Genomic DNA, 17,604 nt, shown 5'->3' with positions numbered 1-17,604 from the left:
GTAATGACGAACGGATCGGATCGGTACGAGGACACCATGCACTGGGCTGTGGAAGACCTTCGCCGCGTCATGCAACCACCCAGGGACGGCGGCGACACGGTCGACTGGGATGCGCTGCGCGCTGAGACGGGATGGGAGCTCCCGGCTGACTACCGCGACTTCGTAGCGGTGTACGGGCAGGGTGGGATCAGCGACTCGATCGGCATCCTTACGCCCCCCTTCGACGGCTATCCGTATGGGGACCACCTGCTCTATGGCGCTGAGTGGCCGCCGGTGGACGGGACGTTGACCTGGGGGTCGAACGAAACCGGTGACGACTTCTTGTGGCGGTGCACCGGTGGGGCGGACCAATGGCGGGTGGTTTTCCGGCCCAGGGACCGCCGTCGGGAGCACGAATACGACATGGGAATGGCAGAGTTCCTGCTCCGCCTGGTCCAGAGCGACATCCGTCCGCCGTTGGGTGCCGAGTTGGAGCTGCCGGCGACGTTCGCATCATGGCGCGAGGAAGAACGGCGTCGGCTCGACGAGGAGGGCGGCGAACTTGAAGGCTTCTGATCGAGCCCGACACCCGTCTCGCAGGAGGCTGTGGGTCGTGCTCGGCGCGGGTGCCGCCGCGCTGCTGGCCGTGACCGGCGTCGTGGCGCTGCTCCTACGCCCGGACTCCAGCGACGGGGCGACGCCACCCGCCCCGGTCTCGCACGTTGACACTGCCACCCGAGCCTGTCTTCTGACGTCCACAGACACGGACACAACAGGCACCTGGGCGGCGATTCAGGAGGTGGCCAGGACGCGCGACACGAACACCGTCGTGCAGCGTTACCGCCTACCGACGTCGGCGCACGCCGCCGCCTACGTCAATACCCTCGTTCAGTTGCGCTGCTCCACGATCGTCACGACCGGCACCGCGGCACGCTCCGCCGTGGCGTCCCGTCTGGTCGACGGACACATCCCGAACGTCCGCTTCGTGGTCGTCGCCGATCGACCGGTGACCGGCACTACGCATCTGAGCCCGGACGCGGTGAGCGCGTCGGTCCTGGCCCGCGTAGTGAGCCGGTGAGCGGCGCCGGCCCGGTCCACCTGCTCGCGCAGCCCCATCTGAGGGGCTTCCGCGCCCTCGCCCAAGGGCGTCTGGTCTGAAACCGGGACCGAGTGCCCTCCTGCCACCTCCTTGGCGCAACTAGGGCGTGGCTGTACTTCGTTGAGTTCTGGCTTGCCGAGCCCTGAGTGGGCATTTGATGTTGATGTGCCCTGACCGTTTCAATAGGCTTCGCTGGCATTCTTCACTAATGTGCACAGCCTGAAATGCCTGGAAACTACATGCGGATAGGGAGCTTTCATCTTTCTTTCGGAAGCCAACGCTGCGATGGAGGGCGCCCTGGCCGGGATCCTCACCGCCAGCGGCATCGAGTTCGCGAATCATCAATACGCCGATCCCATTGCCGTCCGGGACGTCGCCGATCCCTCCCCTCATGCATGACCCGCGGCGGGCTATCGCTCCGTACGGTGACTTCGGATCCACCGACCAGCCTTGCCCGTTCCCTCTTGTGCCCAATTCCGCCACGCGCTTCGGCAGCCTGGTTGTGCCCGGTTGACCCCCCGGCGACCGATCCGATGCAAGTGCGCGGCGATCAGCGAGCGCGCTGATCGCCCCACCAGGGCAGGATCGGAGGCAGGTCGCTCAAATTTCCTGCAAGCCGCCTGGGTTGTGGAGACTCGCCGTCGTCACCATCCCAGCGGCGGCCGTACTGATCGGGAAGCGCGCCCCAACCCCAGTAAGGAGCCGGGCGGCTCGGGGTGTCGCCGAGAGCCTCCAAAGGGTCGATGCGTTTCTCGCCCACGGTGCACAGATGCGCCCAGGCGTCTCCCATGTCGAAGACGTAGGCGAACTGCTCGCCGGTCTCCAATCTGCTGAGCTTGGTGGCGCGGCCATCCACGGTGTCATCAGGGACCTCGTCTCCCCACCAGTCCAACGGGCTGACTCCGGTTCCGTCAGCCAGAGTGAACAGGTGCAGGTGCGACAGGTCCCACCTCCCGAACGCAGCGTCGACGGCTTCGGCAAGCTGAGCGAAGGAATGGGAGCGTGAGGCCGCGAAGATCCGTCCGGGACGCGGCCAGATGTCCGTGCCACCCCCGGATACGAGCTCCACACGGATAGACAGCCAGGTGCGTGCCACAACGGCTACTCCTCACGGACAGGTATCCGGACCACCGAATAGGCTACTGAGCGTGACTGGCTGGTGGGGTATGTATGTGTTCGTACGTGGGGAATCAGATGGAGTCCCGGTGGGACGTGGGCGCGGCGGGAGAGAGGCCAGGCGCCTCCCAGGCGAAAACGAGGCGAGCGTGTCGTTTCGCGATGGTGAGCGGCCCTTGGCCTGGGTCCGCGCTTCCGGCGGGGTACACCGTCAGTTGCGGGCTGGTGTTGCGGGCGTCGCGGTCCCAGGTGACGACGAGGTCGGCCATGGTGTCGGCGAGTTCGTCCGCGTGCGGGCCGTGGGCGTGGATGCCGAACTCCCAGAGCTTTGTGCCGGATTCGTCGGCGGGGAGTGCGCGGGTCAGGAGGCGGGCGAGTGAGTCGTCGCAGATGAGGGTGGCGGCATCCCAGCCTCCAGGGCGATGGAGGATGCCGGTGTCGAGGTCGGCGTCGACGGCGAGGCGGGCGAACCCGCTGTCGAAGTGGGTCGCCAGCCACAACATGAGCATGTCGAACGGCACGTTGCCCTCGATGGTGACCCCTGTCCAGCGTTCGGAGCGGGGCATGTCGAGGGCAGCTTCGAGGCGGCTGGTGTCGGCAGGGGTGCCATCGGCGAAGCGTACGGTGACCTCGCCACCACGGAGCAGGGTGGCGTGGTCCTCGCGATAGCCGGGGCCCTGGAGAGGGACGAACCCACAGACCGTGTAGCTGTCCGCAACCAGGACGCCGCGGCGTTTGGTGAAGGGGATGGACCAGGTGTAGCCGTGGATGCGCAGCGGTACGACGAGGCGGCCGCCCTCGGCGAGGCAATCGATCCAGGCGGGCGGGATGTCGCGGGCCTTGACGGTGACGATGAGGGCGTCCACGCTCCCGGGCGCCGCGAGGTGAGCCGGGGCCTGTTCGCCGTCGCCGAGGTGCACGCGGACTCGGTCGTAGCCGGTGTCGTCGAGGTGGCGGCGGGCGCGGTCGGTGACGAAGGGGTCGATGTCGATGCTCATCACGGTGCCGTGCGGGCCGACAAGCTCCTTGGCGAGGGCGGCGTTGTAGCCGCCGGAGCCGACCTCGATCATGGTGTCGCCGGGGCGGAGGGCGGCGTCGCGGAGCATGACGGCCTGCAGCCACGGCGCTGAAACGCTACTGGTGGCAGCCCCGCCTGGGGTGCGCTTGGTGACGGGCGCCTGCATCGGGTCGTAGGCGTCCTTCAGGGCGACGCCGGGCAGGAAGCGGTGGCGTGGGACGCGCCGGACGGAGGCCTCGATCGCGCTGCCCGCGTCCATCCAGCCGTCCTCGATCAGCCGCTCGGCCATCGCCTGCCGCAACTGGGCTGCCTCCGCTGCCTGTTGGACAGGCTCGGATACGGCGGTGGGGGTGATCGGGTAGCGGTGGACGGGTGGCAGTCCGGTGAGTAGGCCGGGCCAGATGGTGTCGATGACGTGCGCGCTCGGGGTGAACAGCGGCTGGGCGAGACTGGGCAGGTCCGCGGCCTCGTGCCACTCCCAGCGGCGGATCAAGTCGGGCTCGGTGACGGCTGGTTCGCCGGTGTAGCTGGTGACGCGGACGGCGGCCGTCATGCGCTGGATGCCGTGGGGGGAGTCCATCAACAGGGCCAGTAGCCGCGCGCTTGCGGGGTCGGCCTTCAGCCCGGTCTCTTCCGTAAGTTCCCGCATGGCCGCGTCGACGAAGTCCTCGTCAGCGTCGTCTTTTCCGCCGGGCAACTCCCAGACCTTGCGCCGCGCCGACCAGCCCAGCAGGACCCGCCCCACGGGGTCAGTGACGACGACGCCGGCGCCGGTCAGGGCGTGTGGGGAAGGCCGCTTCTTCCCTACGCAGGTGACCTGGGCGGAGGCAGGAGCGCGCAGAACAATGAAGGCGAGCCCGTCCGCGTCGTGACGTTCGGCGACCGTCCAGCCCGCGCACAGCAGCCCGATCTCCTCCTCGTCGAGTGCGATGCTGCGTTTGCTGTCCGGCACAGCGGTGGCGAACGGAGTGATCACACAGACGGTGTCGTCGGGGCGCAGCCGCTCGCGTAGCCGGTTCATCACGCGCGTGCGGTCGCGGATGAAGGCGAAGCTGAGCCGGAAGGTGATCAGGTCGTAGGTGGGATGGGGCAGGTCGCTCAGGCAGTCCCGTTCGATGTCGAACACCCGGTAGGTGATGTCTCTGGTGCCGTCGCTGGCTTCGTGGGCGAGGTTGACGGCGGCGGGTGCGTAGTCGATGGCGTCCACCTGGTAGCCGCTGTCCGCGAGGTGGCGGGCGAGTTCGCCGTCACCGCATCCGACGTCCAGGGCAACTCCGCTGTCGGGGGGCGGGGCGTGCTCAGCGAGCAGTCGGCGCTCTCCGTCGCCGAGCTGGCGGAAGGTCTTGCCGTCGGTGTAGTGCGTGTCCCATTCCTCGGGCGTGGTGTATCCCACCGTGAGGTCTCCTTGCCGTGTCGGGGGAAGATGGCTGGTCACATAAAGGTGTCGCTGCGAGCGGAGGACACGACGGTTCTGGTGTCGTCCTGATGGGCGGTGCCCATCAGCGTGTGGAATCTGCGGTCATCGGCGGTCCCCGGGACGGGGAGCCGAGGTGTTCAGCACGTCCTCGAGGTCGTCGAAGTTATTGAGGAGACGACGGATCGTGGTCTGCCGGTCTTGCCAGTGCCGCTTTAGGTCGGCCGCTGCCTCTTGGGGCAGGTCGTACTCTCCGGTGGTCGCGCCGTAGAAGCTGAACTGGGCTTGATCCGCTTTGACGGACATCCGAGATCAGGGGTTCTGCCCCGGGAGGATGTCCATCATGGAGAGCATGGGGAAGAAGAAGCCTCGGCCTCGCCGTTCGTTCACGCCGGAGTTCAAGGCCGAGATCGTCGAGCTGTGCCGGCGCGGTGACCGCTCGGTCGGTCAGATCGCCAGGGACTTCGACCTGACCGAGACGGCGGTGCGGCTGTGGGTCAGCCAGGCCGAGGTCGGCACGGGCGAACGCGACGGCCTGACCAGCAGCGAACGCGAGGAATTGGCCGCGCTGCGGCGGGAGAACCGCCGACTGCGCGAGGACGTCGACATCCTCAAGCGGGCCACGGCTTTCTTCGCGTCAATGTCAGGCTGTTGGCGATCGGCGGGTGGACACGGGCCCAAGCCGCCTTTGGTGGTTGGTCCTTGATGTGCCGCTCTCCGGTGGCAGGATCCTGTCGACCGGCGGGCTGGCTCGTTTCTTCGCTGCCCCGTACGGCGGTGGCTTGTCGGCGATGTGCCGCCCGCCGGTCGCAGGCCGTCCGGTGCGGTGTGGCTTGATAGGAGCGTGCCGCTGGCCCGATTGAGGCGTGCCCCCGGCGCCGGACGATCGCCTGAGCATCCGGCATCGTCGCAGGGAGGCACGTTGATTGTCGTCGGGATAGACGGACACAAGAACACGCACACGCTGGTGGCGGTCGACCCGCTGGGAAAGCGGCTGGCGGAACTGACCGTGGCCGCCAGACCTGCTGGCCATCTCAAGGCACTGGCCTGGCTGCACGGCTTCGGTCCGGTGCTGATAGCAGTCGAGGACTGTCGCCACTTGACCCGCCGGTTCGAGGCCGACCTGCTCAACAGTGGGCACGCGGTGGTGCGGGTGCACACCCGGCTGATGGCCGGCGCACGACGCTCGGCTCGGGAGCGCGGAAAATCCGACCCGATCGATGCCGAGGCGGTGGCCCGGGTCGCTCTGCGCGAGCCCGACCTGCCCAAGGCATGCCTGGACGGTCCGAGTCGGGACATCAAGCTGTTGGTCGACCATCGGCGCACGCTTGTGGCCCAGCGCACCGCAATCGGCAACAAGCTGCGCTGGTTCCTGCACGAGCTAGACCCGGAGCTGGCCGTCGCCTCCCGCGGCCTGCGCCGCCTGTGCATCCTGGACCACCTGGCCCAAGCCTTGATCCAGCATCACGGGACGCTCGCGGCCATCGCTGCCGAACTGGTCGCGGACTGCCGCCGTCTCTCGGAACGCATCAACGCGCTGGAGAGCAAGATCCGTCGTTTGGTCACCGCCCGAGCACCACATCTGCTGGCGATCCACGGCTGCGGCGTTCTGGGTGCCGCGGTCATCATCGGCGAGGCCGCCGACGCCACTCGGTTCGTCTCCAAGGCCGCCTTCGCCCGGTTCAACGGCACAGCCCCGATCCCCGTCTGGTCAGGCAACAAGGTCCGCGTTCGGCTCAACCGAGGCGGCAACCGCACCGTCAACCATGCTCTCCACATGATCGCCGTAACCCAGGTGCGAGGCGACGGCGAAGGCGCCACCTACTTCGCCAAACAACTCACCGCCGGCAAGACCAAGACGGAGGCCCTGCGACTGCTGCGGCGCCGCATCTCCGACCGTGTCTACCGAGCCTTGCTCGCCGACCAAACCGACCTCGGCGAACCCTGCAACCCACTACCAGAGACGCCCATGGGCCTGGCTGCTTGACATAGGAGTCGACCGTTCACCTGCGGTGACGCCCCGCAGGCGTGAAAATCGGTACAGGGGCTGTCCGCCGACGCCGCTTGATGTTTGGGCTGTGAGCCCGCATAGGAGTCTGGTGAGGGAGCCGTCCGAGGGGGCCGCACACTGTCGCCTTGAGCACGCCGATCAGCTTCTCCGTTACCCCTTTGGCTTCCCGGGCAGCCCTGCCTGCGCCACTGCAACAGGGGGTACGTCATGGAGGAGTTGCGAGAAGACCACGACGACGGAACGGTCGCCAGGGTCGCGGCGATCGACATCGGCAAGGCATCCGGGATGGTCTGCCTGCGCGTCCCACACGACACTATCGAGGGCCGTCGCGTTCAGAAGGTCTGGACGGTCGCCTCGACTACGAACACGATCCTCGAACTCGGTGACCGGCTGGTCTGCCAGGGCGTCGAGCGGGTGGTCATGGAAGCCACGGGCTCGTACTGGCGCCCGTTCTTCTACCTGCTAGAGGCCCGCGGCCTGGACTGCTGGCTCGTCAACGCACGCGACGTGAAGAACGTCCCCGGCCGGCCCAAGACCGACAAGCTGGACGCGGTCTGGCTGGCCAAGCTCGCCGAACGCGGCATGGTCCGTGCCTCCTTCGTCCCACCGAAGCCGGTGAGGCAGCTGCGGGACTTCACTCGCACCCGCACCGTGTTCGTCCAGGAACGCACCCGGCACAAGCACCGCGTCGACAAGGCCCTGCAGGACGCGCAGATCAAACTGTCCGACGTCGTCTCGGACCTGTTCGGCATGTCCGGACGGGCCATGCTCGACGCGCTGGTCGCCGGCGAACGCAACCCGCGCACTCTCGCCGATCTGGCCAAGGGCAACCTGGTCAAGAAGAAGCCCGCCCTCATCGAGGCTCTGACCGGCCAGTTCGAGGGGCACCACGCACGGCTGCTACGGGTGCTGCTCGGCACCATCGACCATCTCACCGCACAGATCCAGGAACTCGACCGGCTCATCGCCCACACGCTGGAAGACATCACCACCCCGCACGACGGCTCGGGATTAGAACCGTCCGCAGGCGGCGTGAGCGCCGGAGCCTTGGCCGAGAAGCTGGACGCCGTCCCCGGCATCGGCCCGGCCACCGCGCAGATCATCCTCGCCGAGATCGGCGCGGACATGAGCTGCTTCCCGACCCCCGAACACCTGGTGTCCTGGGCCAAGTTGTGCCCCCGCACGATCCAGTCCGGAACGAAGAACACGTCCGGTCCGGCCGGACAGGGCAACCCCTGGCTCAAGGGCGCCCTCGGCGAGGCCGCCAGCGCCGCTGCCCGCACCGACACCTTCCTCGGCGCCCGCTACCGGCGCATCGTCAAACGCCGCGGCCACGCCAAAGCTCTGGTCGCCGTCGCCCGCTCGATACTCGTCATCTCCTGGCACCTGATCAACGCCCCGGACGCCTCCTACCAGGAACTCGGCTCCGACTGGCACCAGCGCCACCTCAACCCCGCCCGCAAGACCCGCGACCTCGTCCGCCAGCTCCAGGCCCTCGGCCACCAGGTCACCCTCGAACCAGCAGCCGCCTGACCGACCCCACCCCGTCATCCGGTCCGCAAGCGGCCCGGATGCTGCCGCCTGCCCTCCCGAACCTCGATTTTCCGATCAGCATCAAGGAGACCCGGTGACGGTGCACCCGTTCATCGAGGCGGAGAAGCGAGACGGTCACAACGTCAAGCGCGCGTGTGAACTGCTCAAGGTCTCCCGCACCGCCTTCTATGCCCGCCGCACCGCCAAGCCCGGCCCGCGGGCGATCCGTGACGCGGAGCTGACCGGGCAGATCACCGAGGCCCACGCTAAGTCGCGCGGCACCTACGGCGCTCCACGCATCCACGCCGTGCTGAAACGCGAGGGCGCGGTCTGCGGACGCCGCCGCATCGCCAGACTGATGCGGGCGGCGGGCCTGGAGGGCCGTCACCGCAGACGACGGCACTTGACCACTGTCCCCGACCCCCGCGCCGCCGCCCGGCCCGACCTCATCATGCGGCAGTTCGATCCCGACCCAGTCGGCGTCGACACTCGCTGGTGCGGCGACATCACCTATGTCCCGACGGAGGAGGGCTGGCTCTATCTGGCCACCGTCATCGACATGGCCTCCCGCCGGGTGATTGGCTGGGCGACGGCCGATCACCTGCGAACCGATCTGGTCGCCGACGCCCTCACGGCGGCCTGCCGACAGCGTCGGCCCACCCAGCCAGTGATCTTTCACTCGGATCGCGGCTGTCAGTACACCAGTCAGCAATTCGCCGCCCTGGCAACGGAGTTCGGCGTCCGCTTGTCCGTCGGCCGCACCGGGCAGTGCTGGGACAACGCGCTTGCCGAGTCGTTCTTCGCGACCATCAAACGGGAGGTGCTCGACACCGCCGCCTGGCCCAGCCGGGCCGCCGCGCGAACCGCGATCTTCGATTTCGTCGAAGGCTGGTACAACTTGCACCGACTGCACAGCAGCCTCGGCTACCGCAGTCCCGCCGAATACGAGACCGCACTCGCAGCCTGACCACCACACCGATGGTGTCCGTCAAAGCGGAACAAGCTCAGAACAGCAGGTAGAGCAGAGCGACCCGAAAACAGGCCAGGACATCGGCCAGGCGGAGGGTGGGGTTCTCCGAGCGATACGCGGACACCATCGCTGTCGCGCAGGCAGGCCACAGGTCACTGGTGGCGACTGTGCGAGGGTCGAGCGCCGCGCGCCCCAACTCCCAAACTGGAAAAGCCTTCGCACCACGGAAGCCGACGATGCCCGTGACCACATCGGTGAGCACGAGCATGTTGGGTCGGGTGAAGTCCGCGTGCAGCGCCTGCTCGACCAGATCTTCCGGCAGCCCGGCTTGGAGCCTGCCGACGTGGCTCCGCAGGTCCTGACGGCGCTGATCCAGTTGGTCATGCAACTGCGCCAGATCGCCATGTCCTTGCCGCCTGGCCAAGGACAACACCCTGCTGCACTTGGTCACAGCGTCCTGAACGGACTGTGTCCGCCATCGAGACGGCTGCACGCGTCTCGGCAGGGGATACGCAGCGAGAACCCGATGCATGCGCCCAAGCACCATGCCGATGTGTTCGGCGCGCGCCACGCTCATCGCGGAGGTGGCCACCCGGCCAGGAGACTCGTCGACCACGGCCCAGGCGCTCCCTTCGGCCAAGACAACCAGATCGCCGTCGCGGCCGGGCCAGGCACGCGGCACGGGAAGATCAGCCGCCCGGCAGAACTCAGACATGTCCCACGCTGACCTGGCCGCATCCAAGTCAGCAGTCGATAGGTACTCCTTCACGGACAACCTGTGACCATCGGATGTCACGACCCGCCGGGTGATGGTGTCCGTGTCCATCGACACACGCTCCACCGTCTCGGCGGTCACTCCGTATCGTTCTGCTAGCACGTCAGCCGTCAGTTCCTCATCCCAGTCCGGGTCGTCCATGCTCCTCACCGGCTTCCGCGTGAGTAGGGGCAACGAGCAGTGGCGATCGCGTCGGAGGTACTGGCCTTGAACTGCCAGCGGCAGTCAGCTGCGTTGGCAACTTCGCTCATCCGCTCGTGTCCCTCCGGGAGCGGACGCTGTACTCGGCGTGGAGATGCCGCAGCATGGTGTGGGCTTCGTCGATGGATTCGATATCGCGATGCTCGATGCCCCAGCGCAGGGCGCTCACCGCATCGAGCGCGGCGTACGTGGACAATGCCTGGCGCTCATCGGCGGTGAGAGTGCGCCCGTATCCCGCTTCGAACGCCGCTTCCAGATCGGGTCGGGCACGCAGGATGCGGTAGACAAGACGCGGGAAGTCGCGGCACATAGCGGACTCAACACAGGTCCGCTCGAAGTCGATGATCCGCAGACGCCGTTCGGTCCCGTCCCACAGCCAGTTCCGGGGCATGAAGTCGCCATGTGACACCAGACGAGGCAGCACTGGTGGGGCGTCCTTGGTGATCGCGCGGAGCATCGCGATGTCGTTCGTCGTCAGGTACAGGGAGGCGCCGACGAGCATCTTCTCCACGGACTCGTCCCAGCTCATCGCACATGCCCCCGATCTGGGGGCGTCGGCCTCCGCCGTGTTCAGCCGAGCCAGGAGCAGGCCGGCTTGGCGGTACACCTCCTGCTCCTCCTTCGAGTCCAGGCGGAGGCTGCGTACGGTGCGGCCGGGGACGGCGGTCGTTACGATGGTGCGCGCCTCGCCGTCGAAGGCGGCCAGGAGAGGGGCCCGGTCCCTCCCGAGTGCTGCGGCCCACCCTCGCTGGTAGGCGTCTACTTCACGCCGATACAGCTTGGGCCCGGGGTTGTGTTTGGCGAACCACCGGCGGCCGTCGGAACCCTCGACCTCCCGCACGGCAGGCCGTCCTTCGCCGGCCGATGAATGGTCGGCGACGATGCGGAAGTCGCTGGTCAGTGACGTCACCAAGCGGTGGACCGTTTCGGGCATGTCGGTCACTGTGGGGCATCCTCCCGCTCGCGAAAGCAACCTGCGACACCCTGTGTGATCGCTTGGTTGTGCAGGGTGTTGTTCTGTGGGTGTGCAGCTTGCCAGCCGCCACTGACAATGCGGCTGGGGCGATCTCTTGGAGGGACGATCACCCGCACGTTGTGAGTGGTCCGATGGTTGCGCGTTCTTGTTGGCGGGGAGCCAAGGGTCTGACGGAAAGCCCGCGTTGGCACATCAGCCCGGTGATATCACTGAGGTGATTGCGCCCGATGAAGATCCCTTGCCAGGATCTCGGCCCTGTTGGGAGGCGGCAGTGGCACACGAGGACGATCGTCGGTGCACCCGGTGCGGTATCCCCCTGAGCCGGTACAACACTGACCCGCGATGCGCCGCGTGTACCCGAGCCGCGGGCAATGAGCGCGCGGCGTTGCCGAGCTTGCCGGAACACGTGTGGCAGAACCCCGCGGTTACGGCGGCTCTGGCCGACTGGGACTTCGGCACAGCATTCCGCCTGATCCGCCAGGCTGCGTCGCTCCGCCAGGAAGACATGTCAGTGATCACTGGCCTGAGTCAGTCATTCCTGTCCACGCTCGAATCCGGGACACGGCGGCTGCTCAACATCGACAAGATCATCCCCGTCCTTGAGCGACTCGGTGTCCCGCCGCATGTGGCGCCGATTCCTGTCCCGGGATCCGCTGCTCAGAATCGGCCCCAGACTTCCGGCACACAGCCGACTCTGTTACCTACTCCGGGGTGGGAAAGCCCTCTCGACATCGCGAAGAGGCTGAACGCCACCACGTCGTCCAACACCGATCCGGCAACCGTCGCGGTCCTGGAACAAGGCGTGACGGACCTCGTCGACCGCTATGAGACCGAAGGACCGCACCGCCTCGCTCCCGAAGCTGTCGATCTACGAAACTTCATCCAGGGCCGACTGGACGGTCGGCAGCCACCTCGCCAGCGCGAATCCCTGTTCCGGCTGGCAGCTCAAGCCTCAGGACTTCTCGGCTACATGGCCGTCAATGCCGGCCGCGAAGCCGTAGCGGAGGCGTACTGCAAGGAAGCAGAGGAACTGGCGAAGGGGATCGCAGACCTTGAGCTGATCATGTGGATCCAAGGTACGCGATCACTCAACGCCTACTACGCAGGCCACTATGACCAAGCTGTCCGTTGGGCAGACGCGGGCCTCGAGATCGACCCTGACCACCCGCAAGCCATCCGACTCGAATCGAATGGACGCGCGCGGGCCCTGGGAAAGCTCGGCGACCGCTCCGGCGCGGAACGCGCGATTGCCGCGGCTGAGGAACTGAGCAGTCGCCATCTGGTCCCTGTTGGGCTGACCTCGTGCATCTCCTTCAAGCCGTACGGCATGGCCCGCACCCTGGCCAACGCCGCGACCGTCCATGTCTCCCTCGCCAACGCCCCACGGGTTCTCGCCTACGCCGATGCGATCGACGAACTCGTCGAGCAGTCCGACTCCGCCTGGAGCCAGGCCCTGGTCCGTCTCGACGTCGCCACCGCTCTCCTGGCCGGCCCACGCCCGGACGTCGAGCACGCCATGGTTCTCGGCCGCCAGGTCCTCGAAGCCGGTGGCGGCCCACCCATCCGCTCCGTGGTCCAACGCGCCGGTGAGCTCCACGCTGGTGCGAGAAGTTGGCAGGATCTGCCGGCCGTGCGGGAGTACGGCGACGCCCTGCGCTCCTGGCAGGCCGCCCCGCAAACGAGGGACCTGGCGAAGTCTGCCAAAATGACACGCCCGACGGAGCAGACGAGAGGGCCAGCGGATGCAGCTCACAGCCGACCCGGGCGCATTTCCTCCCAGCCCTCCACCCAGCACCACTGACGCGACGCTGATCGCCGAGCACGACTGGGCTGCCTTCGACGCAGTCGAGGAGATGAAAGACCACTGGGAACGGCCCGGCTGGACGTCCTCCACCCGCGCCTACTACTGGATGCTCACCTTCCCCGACGCGACCCCACTCATCAACCACGCAGGTCAATGCCAGAAGGAGTTGCGCCACCTCGCCTTCGACGACATTGAACCTGACGGCCTGCACCTGACCCTGGGGCGCATCGGCCGCATCGACGAGATCGACTTCGGGTATCTGGACCGCTTGGCCGCAAAGGCACATGAACGCAGGCCAGAGCGGTTTACCCTCCGGGCGGTGCCGCTGACGGCATCCCGCGGCGCGATCCGCTATAGCGTCGCCCCTTGGGCTCCCGTCATCCAACTGCATGCGGCACTATCCGTGGCCGGCGCTGAGTCGGGGATTCCGCCGCGCAAGCCGACATCAGTTCTTCGCCCTCACCTGGGCATCGCCTACTGCAACCGCCCTATGTCCGCCGAAATCGTGCGCGACGCTATACGGCCCCTCCGGAAGCTCGATGCGGTGGATGCGCCAGTGCGGCGGGTTCGGCTAGTCGAGCTGCGTCGTGAAGACCGGGCCTACCGCTGGCAGGTCATCCACTCAGTGGAATTGCGGTGAGTGAGCCTCCGTCAACTTGAAAACCCAGGTCAAAGGGCTGCGTGAGCGGCCCTCAGGGTTCTCATGCTGGTCGTGGGCGGCAGTCTGCGAAGTAGATCGTCTGTCGGTGCGGTCGGCTCGCTGGTTCCCACCTGCTGTGGTCGAGCAGCTTCTGCGATCTAGTACATGCTGGATCCCGAGCTGTTGGAGCGGATCACCGCGCGGCGTTCGGAATTGGACGAACTCGAAGAACAGTTGGTTCGACGGCGAGCTGTTCGCTCCTCCCGGCGGTGACGCTGGTGCCGCACCGCACGCCGGGTATGGAGGAGGCCACGCTCCCGCCTGAGTATCAGCGCATTCTCGCCGCCGCCCGGCAGGCTGCCGGACCGGTCATGGCTCGGCAGGTCGGCGAGGCTGGGAGTGGACGTCAGCGTGCGGGCCAAGCTGGAACCGCTGCGCGGGAAGCTGGTCAGACTGGCCGATTGTGGCTGCTGTGCAAATTGCCCGATGGCCGGTTCACCACTCGGCTGTGACCGACGCTGGGCAGAGCACCGGTTTAGGTCAATTGCCAATGGAATGTGTGGTTCCTGTGTCGCGGGAGTGGCTCGCGTGCCTAGCCTGGCGCTTCTTCACATTCAGGGCATGAACATGCCCTCTCCCGAGAGAGGTCGTGAGAACCGTGAACGTACGAAGAAGAACACTGCTGGGCAGCGGCGCTGCCGCGATGGCACTGGCCGGGAGTATGTCGCTCGCTGCTGCCGCTCCCCACCCCAGCCCGCCGTCCAAGCCCAAGCCGCATCTGGCCGCCGGTCCTGCCGGGACCGAGGACATCGTCACGTGCGACCTCATCGCACAGAAACCGAACTACAGCGGTGGAGTGGTCACGGGAGTCGGCGGGATCGACAACTGCACGCCACATAGGCCGGATGCCTGCACCACCGAAGCGGAGCTGTGGATATGGATGCCCTACGAGCAGCAGTGGGCCCCAGCGGGTTCGCCCGGCAAGAACACCGCCTGTCCGCCGCCCCGCCGCACCGCTCCCTCCAGTCAGAAATGCCATGAGAGCAGCAGCTACCCCAAGTACGGCTACAAGATCATCACAACCGGCACCATCGTGTACGGCTCAAGCCACGACTCCGGCCATACCCAGAGCGACGTCCTGTACCTGAGGTGCGTCTGAGAATGGCTCTTCTGCACGGGCGCAGGTCCGCCGGCGCCCGTGCACAATGCCCGAATGAACCCTGCTGAGGCCAACGCGACCCACTGGTCACTGTCGAAGGAGGCGGCCGGTCGGCTCATCGCCGAGGCCGACCAAGCGCCCGGCTTCCGAGACGAGCAGCAAGAACGCTTTGCAGTCTGGGAGATCGATCCCTCAACAGGCCAGGCTCTTACGGAGACCCTCATTCTGCTGGGTGTCCACGCTGCTGTCCGAGATGACGCATGGAACGAGGCGAACAAGCCGCGCGTGGCATTGGGGCGCCTCGGTCTTCACTCGATAGCTGAGTCCCTCCGGACGCGGCCCCGGCACGAACTCTTCGCCGCCTTGCCCGCCACACTGGCCGACCAGGACGCCCGCTGGATCGAGCAGTTGCGCCTCATGTCCTATTCCGTTACGCCTCGCAGCACCCTGTCGCTGGAGCGACTCGTGCAAGAGGCCGCCATGATGATCCGTGCTGCCGCTGATGCCGTCCCTGGGGCCGGGCAGACCCTCGGTGACCTCGTCTGGCCTACGTCTTGACAGCCGCCGCGGCGTGGACGTAACCGCAGTGCCCCCGACGGCCGTTGGGACTCACAACGCCCCTGGGTACCCGCACGGGCGGGTTGAAGAACCGGCGCATGCGTGAGCTGGGCGCACGATCCGTGCGCCCAGCTCGTGCTGGCACGTTGGTCAGCGGGTGCGCACTAGTTCCCAATCGCTCGTCTCCGACGACGCGGCCGCGTCGATCTCTCCGTGTGGCAGCAGCCCTGTGGAGAAGCGGAGTTTGTTGTGGAAGCAGAACGGGGACCACTTTGTCGCCAGGCAGGTCTTGAGATCGGCGTTCTGATGGATCTCGTACCAGCCAGGGGAGGCGGTGCTGGCAACCGACGGCCCCGGGGTCACGCTCGCCCCGAAGAGGAAGTCCCCGGCAGTTGTGGTTGTGCCGTTCAGGCTGGTCGTCGTCCCGCTTGCCAGGCCGCCCGAGTCCTCGCACTTGGTGACGGTGAACTCCATGGTTGCCGCAGTGAGCCTTTTCCAACCTCAGTTCGTGCAGGCCAGATGGAGGGTGATGATGGCTCGGACGACGTGCGGCACGAGTTCGCGGCCGTAGGCCCTCTTAGCTAGCCGTGTCAGTTTCCCCCGTCGTCTCCGCAGTTGTCGACGAGCTTCACCTGCGGCCATCCGACCACCTGGCCGTGACGGGCTGGCGTCCGATCGATGGAGACATCACCCCTGGTCAGTGCGCCGTCGACGCGAGCCCAGTACGCACCGTTGCGGTCCTGGAACCCGACGCTTGCCTTCAGGAAACCCACGCTGTCCTCGAAGTCCCCGAGGTCGACGCCTTTGGCCTCAGCCTCCAACCAAGGCACCCAATACTCGTTCTGGTTCTCCGGATCATCCTCCACGTACTTCAGGGTCTTGCCCTCGATGGTCAAGGCCGAGCAGGGGGGCAGCGCGGGAAGGGCCACCCGGAACGCCACGTCGCCAGGCGGATCTTCCGAGACCAGGAACACAATGTGCAGGTTCGACACGGGGTCCGGAGACCTGTTCATCACGTGGAGGCGGCTCTCGCCCTTCGGTCCTACGTCCTCCCATAAGGACACACGCGCAGCCTGTTCCCGCTGCTTCTCCTCTGCCTGCTCGCGGGATTGCGCCAACTGGTCAGCCGATACCCGGGCACTCCAGATCGTGCCGATGCCCGTGGTTACCAGCCCGCCCAGGCTCGCCACAATGGTGACGGCCGCGCCGAGGGCGAGGAGGTTCAGCCCACCCAGCCGACTGCTGGCCTCGGGTTCGTCGGCTCGCTCTCGGGCCCGTACCCGGCTTGGGCCTGGCCCGTGCCGAGCCAGGCGCAATCTCGTCCGCCTCGGTGCTCCCCCGTCTGGCATGCGCGCTCCCTACTGCCTCTGCAAAGAGCATGGCGGGGAGGGGTGGCGTCCAGGAAGAGCCGGGAAGGGGAGCGGATTCTCGTCCTTGCGCGACGGGTCGGCAGCCATGCCGATGCAGTGCGCCCTTTTCAACCTCAGGATGATGCGAGGTGAAGTGCGAGTACGGCCTGGACGAGGCTGGTGATTCGGGTGGTGCTGCAGCGCAGTCTGCGAAGGAGGCGCCAGCTCTTGAGGGTGGCCATGGCCTGCTCGCCGACGGCCCGGATGCGGGCGTGGGCGGTGTTCACGGCCTGTTGACCGGAGGGCAGGTTGCGGTGCTTGCCGCGGAAGGGGACCCGCACGGTGGCGCCGGCGCCTTGGTAGCCCTTGTCCGCCCAGCAGGGCAGGTCGGCCTCTGCCAGGGCGTCGATGATTCCGTGGGTGCGAGCGGCCTTGATGTCGTGCACGGCGCCGGGCAGCGCGGCGGAGGCCCACGGCAGGCGGCCGAACGGATCGGTGAGGACTTGGATGTTCATGCCGTGCTTCTTGTGCTTGCCGCTGTAGAAGGGCCGGTCCGCGGCGATCCGGTCGATGGGCAGCAGGGTGCCGTCGAGGATGACGTACGCCTTCGTCGTCGCGGCGCGGACCGCCTCGGCCAGGGTGGGCGCGAGGGCGGCGAGCAACTCGACAGCCTCGACGACGTACCGGTAGGCGGTGGCGGTGCCGATGCCGAACCCGGCTGCAAGCTGGGCGTAGGTGTGCCCGCACCGCAGGTGAGCGAGGGCGAGCGGGGCCTGACGTCCTGGGGTCAGACGCCGCCATCGGGTCCCGCGCTCGTGGCGCCGTGTGCGCAGCTGGGCGGACAGCAGACGCAACGTCGAGGAGGCGACGTCGACGCCGGACGGGTAGACAAGCACATGAAGCCCCCGGTAGAGACGGTTCTCTTGGCAGAAAACCCATCTACCAGGGGCTTCGCCGTCCTGTCAGGGCAACGGGCAAACTCTCTACGGAGGTTGGAAAAGG

At 67.1% G+C, this 17,604-nt stretch carries 17 protein-coding genes; 10 read left to right on the top strand and 7 right to left on the bottom strand.

Features of this window, described 5'->3' with window-relative positions; translation table 11 throughout:
• Positions 1-3: 3 nt before the first annotated feature.
• Together P2Q00_RS28330 and P2Q00_RS28325 are read left to right on the top strand one after the other, a co-directional pair.
• On the top strand, positions 4-555 hold the full coding sequence (locus P2Q00_RS28330; protein ID WP_275775776.1) for a hypothetical protein: 552 nt from the start codon (positions 4-6) through the stop codon (positions 553-555).
• Between the two features lie 37 nt (positions 556-592).
• A complete protein-coding gene (locus tag P2Q00_RS28325) occupies positions 593-1,057 on the top strand; it encodes a hypothetical protein (RefSeq protein ID WP_275775774.1) in 465 nt (154 codons plus the stop codon).
• A 571-nt stretch (positions 1,058-1,628) separates the two neighbouring features.
• Here P2Q00_RS28325 and P2Q00_RS28320 read toward each other — a convergent pair.
• Together P2Q00_RS28320 and fxlM are read right to left on the bottom strand one after the other, a co-directional pair.
• Positions 1,629-2,174, bottom strand: a complete 546-nt coding sequence (locus P2Q00_RS28320; protein WP_275775772.1) for an IS1096 element passenger TnpR family protein — start codon at positions 2,172-2,174, stop codon at positions 1,629-1,631.
• 94 nt (positions 2,175-2,268) lie between these two features.
• Positions 2,269-4,605 (bottom strand): methyltransferase, FxLD system, encoded by a 2,337-nt coding sequence (gene fxlM / locus P2Q00_RS28315; RefSeq protein WP_275775770.1) that lies wholly within the window; start codon positions 4,603-4,605, stop codon positions 2,269-2,271.
• A 364-nt stretch (positions 4,606-4,969) separates the two neighbouring features.
• On the opposite strand from fxlM, the gene P2Q00_RS28310 reads away from it, so the two are divergent.
• From P2Q00_RS28310 to P2Q00_RS28295, 4 genes are all read left to right on the top strand, one after another.
• The gene (locus P2Q00_RS28310) at positions 4,970-5,332 is read left to right on the top strand and encodes a transposase (protein ID WP_275775769.1); all 363 of its coding nucleotides are present in this window, start codon (positions 4,970-4,972) and stop codon (positions 5,330-5,332) included.
• A 216-nt stretch (positions 5,333-5,548) separates the two neighbouring features.
• Positions 5,549-6,613: an IS110 family RNA-guided transposase gene (locus P2Q00_RS28305; RefSeq protein ID WP_275775767.1), complete on the top strand. Its 1,065-nt coding sequence runs from the start codon at positions 5,549-5,551 to the stop codon at positions 6,611-6,613.
• 231 nt (positions 6,614-6,844) lie between these two features.
• Entirely contained in the window at positions 6,845-8,170 is a 1,326-nt protein-coding gene (locus tag P2Q00_RS28300) for an IS110 family RNA-guided transposase (protein ID WP_275775765.1), read from the top strand.
• 94 nt (positions 8,171-8,264) lie between these two features.
• Positions 8,265-9,137: an IS3 family transposase gene (locus P2Q00_RS28295; protein ID WP_275775763.1), complete on the top strand. Its 873-nt coding sequence runs from the start codon at positions 8,265-8,267 to the stop codon at positions 9,135-9,137.
• A gap of 37 nt (positions 9,138-9,174) precedes the next feature.
• Here the strand turns inward: P2Q00_RS28295 and P2Q00_RS28290 are convergent, their stop codons facing one another.
• Positions 9,175-10,056 (bottom strand): phosphotransferase enzyme family protein, encoded by an 882-nt coding sequence (locus tag P2Q00_RS28290; protein ID WP_275775761.1) that lies wholly within the window; start codon positions 10,054-10,056, stop codon positions 9,175-9,177.
• Between the two features lie 106 nt (positions 10,057-10,162).
• Positions 10,163-11,050 (bottom strand): phosphotransferase, encoded by an 888-nt coding sequence (locus P2Q00_RS28285; protein WP_275775759.1) that lies wholly within the window; start codon positions 11,048-11,050, stop codon positions 10,163-10,165.
• Between the two features lie 427 nt (positions 11,051-11,477).
• On the opposite strand from P2Q00_RS28285, the gene P2Q00_RS28280 reads away from it, so the two are divergent.
• The 4 genes from P2Q00_RS28280 to P2Q00_RS28265 all read left to right on the top strand — a co-directional run bounded on the left by P2Q00_RS28280 (position 11,478) and on the right by P2Q00_RS28265 (position 15,253).
• Positions 11,478-12,893 (top strand): helix-turn-helix domain-containing protein, encoded by a 1,416-nt coding sequence (locus tag P2Q00_RS28280; protein ID WP_275775757.1) that lies wholly within the window; start codon positions 11,478-11,480, stop codon positions 12,891-12,893.
• The gene (locus P2Q00_RS28275; RefSeq protein WP_275775756.1) at positions 12,835-13,536 is read left to right on the top strand and encodes a 2'-5' RNA ligase family protein; all 702 of its coding nucleotides are present in this window, start codon (positions 12,835-12,837) and stop codon (positions 13,534-13,536) included. The genes P2Q00_RS28280 and P2Q00_RS28275 overlap by 59 nt, the downstream gene beginning before the upstream one ends.
• Before the next feature lie 649 nt (positions 13,537-14,185).
• Entirely contained in the window at positions 14,186-14,695 is a 510-nt protein-coding gene (locus P2Q00_RS28270) for a hypothetical protein (protein WP_275775754.1), read from the top strand.
• 54 nt (positions 14,696-14,749) lie between these two features.
• Entirely contained in the window at positions 14,750-15,253 is a 504-nt protein-coding gene (locus tag P2Q00_RS28265) for a hypothetical protein (RefSeq protein ID WP_275775752.1), read from the top strand.
• A gap of 150 nt (positions 15,254-15,403) precedes the next feature.
• On the opposite strand, the gene P2Q00_RS28260 is transcribed toward P2Q00_RS28265, so the two are convergent.
• The 3 genes from P2Q00_RS28260 to P2Q00_RS28250 form a co-directional block, all read right to left on the bottom strand.
• Positions 15,404-15,727: a hypothetical protein gene (locus P2Q00_RS28260; RefSeq protein WP_275775751.1), complete on the bottom strand. Its 324-nt coding sequence runs from the start codon at positions 15,725-15,727 to the stop codon at positions 15,404-15,406.
• Positions 15,728-15,843: 116 nt separating this feature from the next.
• Positions 15,844-16,245: a hypothetical protein gene (locus P2Q00_RS28255; protein ID WP_275775749.1), complete on the bottom strand. Its 402-nt coding sequence runs from the start codon at positions 16,243-16,245 to the stop codon at positions 15,844-15,846.
• Positions 16,246-16,736: 491 nt separating this feature from the next.
• Positions 16,737-17,498, bottom strand: coding sequence for a transposase family protein (locus tag P2Q00_RS28250; RefSeq protein ID WP_275775748.1), 762 nt, complete (start codon positions 17,496-17,498; stop codon positions 16,737-16,739).
• Positions 17,499-17,604: the final 106 nt, after the last annotated feature.

This window comes from Streptomyces coacervatus (assembly GCF_029223485.1).
In the GTDB taxonomy this organism is placed as follows: Bacteria; Actinomycetota; Actinomycetes; order Streptomycetales; family Streptomycetaceae; genus Streptomyces; species Streptomyces coacervatus.
The sequence above is the reverse complement of the archived record's forward strand: the minus strand, read 5'-3'. Positions and strand labels throughout refer to the sequence as shown.